The organism is Streptomyces fuscigenes, assembly GCF_021556455.1.
Taxonomy (GTDB): Bacteria; Actinomycetota; Actinomycetes; order Streptomycetales; family Streptomycetaceae; genus Streptomyces; species Streptomyces fuscigenes.
The window spans coordinates 1-3,256 of sequence record NZ_JAKGCV010000546.1 but is presented as its reverse complement, the minus strand read 5'-3'; the positions used below and the strand labels follow the sequence as shown (position 1 = coordinate 3,256).

The window sequence follows — 3,256 nt, the reverse complement described above, 5'->3', positions numbered from 1 at the left end:
CCTACGCGCCGGCCGCCTCGTCGGCGGCGCGGGCACGCAGGGCGCGCGCGACGCCGGCGCGCGACTCCGACATCAGGCGGCGCAGCGCCGCGTTCGGGCCCGCCGAGGCGAGCCACGCGTCCGTCGCCGCCAGGGTCTCCTCGGAGACCTGGAGCGCCGGGTACAGTCCGATCGCGACCTGCTGCGCCATCTCGTGCGAGCGGGACTCCCAGACCCCCGCGACCGCCGCGAAGTACTTCTCCGTGTACGGGGCGAGCAGTTCGCGCTGGTCGGTCTGGACGAAGCCGCCGATCACGGCCTCCTGCACGGCGTTGGGCAGCTTGTCGTCCTCGACGACCGACGCCCAGGCCTCCGCCTTCGCGGCCGCGATCGGCCGCGCGGAGCGGGCCGCCGCCGCGTGCCGCTCGCCGGCGGCCGTGCGGTCCCGCTCGTACTCGGCGGCGATCTCCTCCTCGTCGAAGTCGCCCGTCGCGGCGAGGCGCTGCACGAACGCCCAGCGCAGCTCCGTGTCGACCGCGAGGCCCTCGATGCTCTCCCGGCCGTCGAGCAGGCCCTGCAGCAGGTGCAGCTGCTGCGGCGTGCGGGCCGTCGCGGCGAACGCCCGCGCCCAGGCCAGCTGGTGGTCGCTGCCGGGCGCCGCCGCGCGCAGGTGCGCGTGCGTCGCGTCCGTCCACTGCGACAGGCCCGCCTCGCGCCACGCCGGCGCCGCGTACTGGTCCAGCGCCAGCTTCGCCTGCCGGTGCAGCGACTGCACGACACCGATGTCGCTCTCCTTGGAGATCCCGGAGAGGACGAGCGTCAGGTAGTCGCGTGTGGCCAGCTCGCCGTCGCGCGTCATGTCCCAGGCCGACGCCCAGCACAGCGCGCGCGGCAGCGACTCGGCGAAGTCCCCGAGGTGCTCGGTGACGGTCTTCAGCGACTGCTCGTCCAGGCGCACCTTCGCGTAGGACAGGTCGTCGTCGTTGAGCAGCACGACCGCCGGCCGGACGGTGCCCTCGGGCAGCTCGACCTCGGTGCGCTCGCCGTCCACGTCCAGCTCGACGCGCTCGCGCCGCACGAGCTTGCCCTCGCCGTCGAAGTCGTAGAAGCCCACCGCGATCCGGTGCGGCCGCAGGACCGGCGTGCCCTTGGCGCCCTCGGGCAGGGCCGGGGCCTCCTGGAGCACCGCGAACGACGTGACGACCTCGGTGCCGTCGGCGCTCGTTGTGGTCTCGATCTCCGGGCGCAGGACGTTGATCCCGGCCGTCTCCAGCCACGCCTTCGACCAGGTCTTCAGGTCGCGGCCCGAGGTCTTCTCCAGCGCGCCCAGCAGGTCCGCCAGGCGGGTGTTGCCGAAGGCGTGCTCCTTGAAGTACGCCTGCACGCCCCGGAAGAACTCGTCCTCGCCGACGTACGCCACGAGCTGCTTGAGCACCGAGGCGCCCTTCGCGTACGTGATGCCGTCGAAGTTGACGAGCACGTCGTCCAGGTCGCGGATGTCCGCCATGATCGGGTGCGTCGAGGGCAGCTGGTCCTGCCGGTACGCCCACGTCTTCATGGAGTTGGCGAAGCTCGTCCACGACTGGGGCCAGCGCGAACCCGGCGCCGCGGCCTGGCAGGCGATGGACGTGTAGGTGGCGAACGACTCGTTCAGCCACAGGTCGTTCCACCACTCCATGGTGACCAGGTCGCCGAACCACATGTGCGCCAGCTCGTGCAGGATGGTCTCGGCGCGCCCCTCGTAGGCGGCGTCCGTCACCTTCGAGCGGAACACGTACTGGTCGCGGATCGTGACCGCGCCCGCGTTCTCCATGGCGCCCGCGTTGAACTCCGGCACGAACAGCTGGTCGTACTTGGCGAACGGGTACGCGTGGTCGAACTTCTCCTGGAACCAGTCGAAGCCCTGCCGGGTCACGTCGAAGATCGCGTCGGCGTCCAGGAACTCCGCGAGCGACGGGCGGCAGTAGATGCCGAGGGGGACGCTCTGCCCGTCCTTCTCGTAGGTGCTGTGCACGGCGTGGTACGGGCCGGCGATCAGGGCCGTGATGTACGACGAGATCCGCGGCGTGTCCTCGAACCGGCGCACGCCCTCCCCGTCCGCCTCCGGCGTCGGGGAGTTGGAGACCACGGCCCAGCCGGCCGGCGCCTTCACGGCGAAGCGGAACACCGCCTTGAGATCGGGCTGCTCGAACACGGCGAACACCCGCCGCGAGTCGGCCACCTCGAACTGCGTGTAGAGGTAGGTCTGCTGGTCCACGGGGTCCGTGAAGCGGTGCAGGCCCTCACCCGTGTTCGTGTACGCGCAGTCCGCGACCACAGTCAGCTCGTTGGCTCCGGCGCGCAGGCCGGGCAGCGCGATGCGGGAGTCCTTGAACACCGCGTCGACGTCGAGCGCCGTGCCGTTCAGCACGACCGAGCGCACCGCGGGCGCGACCAGGTCGATGAAGGTCTCGACGCCGTCCTCGGCGCTGTCGAAGCGCACCGTCGTGACCGACGCGAAGGTCTCGCTCCCGTCCGGGGCGCCGTCGATGTCGAGGTCGATCTCGTAACGGTCCACGCGGAGCAGCCGAGCCCGCTGCTGGGCCTCGTCGCGGGTCAGGTTCGTACCAGGCACCGGGTCATCTCCTCGTTGTGTGTCGCTGTACGCGGGCCATCCTTCCACGCGCCCCCGACACCGCGACGTCGGATATCCGCCGGTACCTCCCGTGCGGCGCGGCCAGGATCGGATCATGACCCAGCACACACCCCTGGCCATCCCGCCGGCCGCCCTCGCGGAGCTCCGCGTCACCGACGACGCCGGGTCCGTTCCGGCCCCCTTCACCGACGACGAGGGAGGCGCGCCGCTGCGCTGCTGCCTGCGCCCGAGCATCCCGGGCGAGACCGTCGCGCTCGTCACGTACGCCCCGCTGCGCCGGTGGGCGGCGCGCACGGGCGCCCGGCCCGGCGCGTACGACGAGCAGGGTCCCGTCTTCGTCCACCCCGGCGAGTGCGGGGGCCCCGGCGAGCGCCGTGGCGGCGGCTACCCGTTCGCCCGTCCCGGGGCGCTGCGCACCCTGCGGCGCTACGACGCCCGCGGGCACATCGACGGCGGCCGGCTCCTGGAGGTCACGGCCGACGCGGACGGCGGCATCGACGCGGCCCTGGACGAGGCGTTCGCCGACCCCGGCGTCGCGCTCGTCCACGTGCGGGCCGTCGAGTTCGGCTGCTTCCAGTTCGAGGTCCGGCGCCCCGGGCCGCCCGCGGCCCACCGGCCCTGAGCCCGCGTGCACCGGCGCCG

At 72.9% G+C, this 3,256-nt stretch carries 2 protein-coding genes; one reads left to right on the top strand and one right to left on the bottom strand.

The window, feature by feature from the left end:
* Position 1: 1 nt before the first annotated feature.
* Entirely contained in the window at positions 2–2,593 is a 2,592-nt protein-coding gene (gene pepN, locus L1885_RS26020) for an aminopeptidase N (protein ID WP_235799611.1), read from the bottom strand.
* 115 nt (positions 2,594–2,708) lie between these two features.
* Here pepN and L1885_RS26015 point away from each other — a divergent pair, with 115 nt between their 5' ends.
* Positions 2,709–3,236 (top strand): DUF1203 domain-containing protein, encoded by a 528-nt coding sequence (locus L1885_RS26015; RefSeq protein ID WP_235799610.1) that lies wholly within the window; start codon positions 2,709–2,711, stop codon positions 3,234–3,236.
* Positions 3,237–3,256 lie beyond the last annotated feature (20 nt).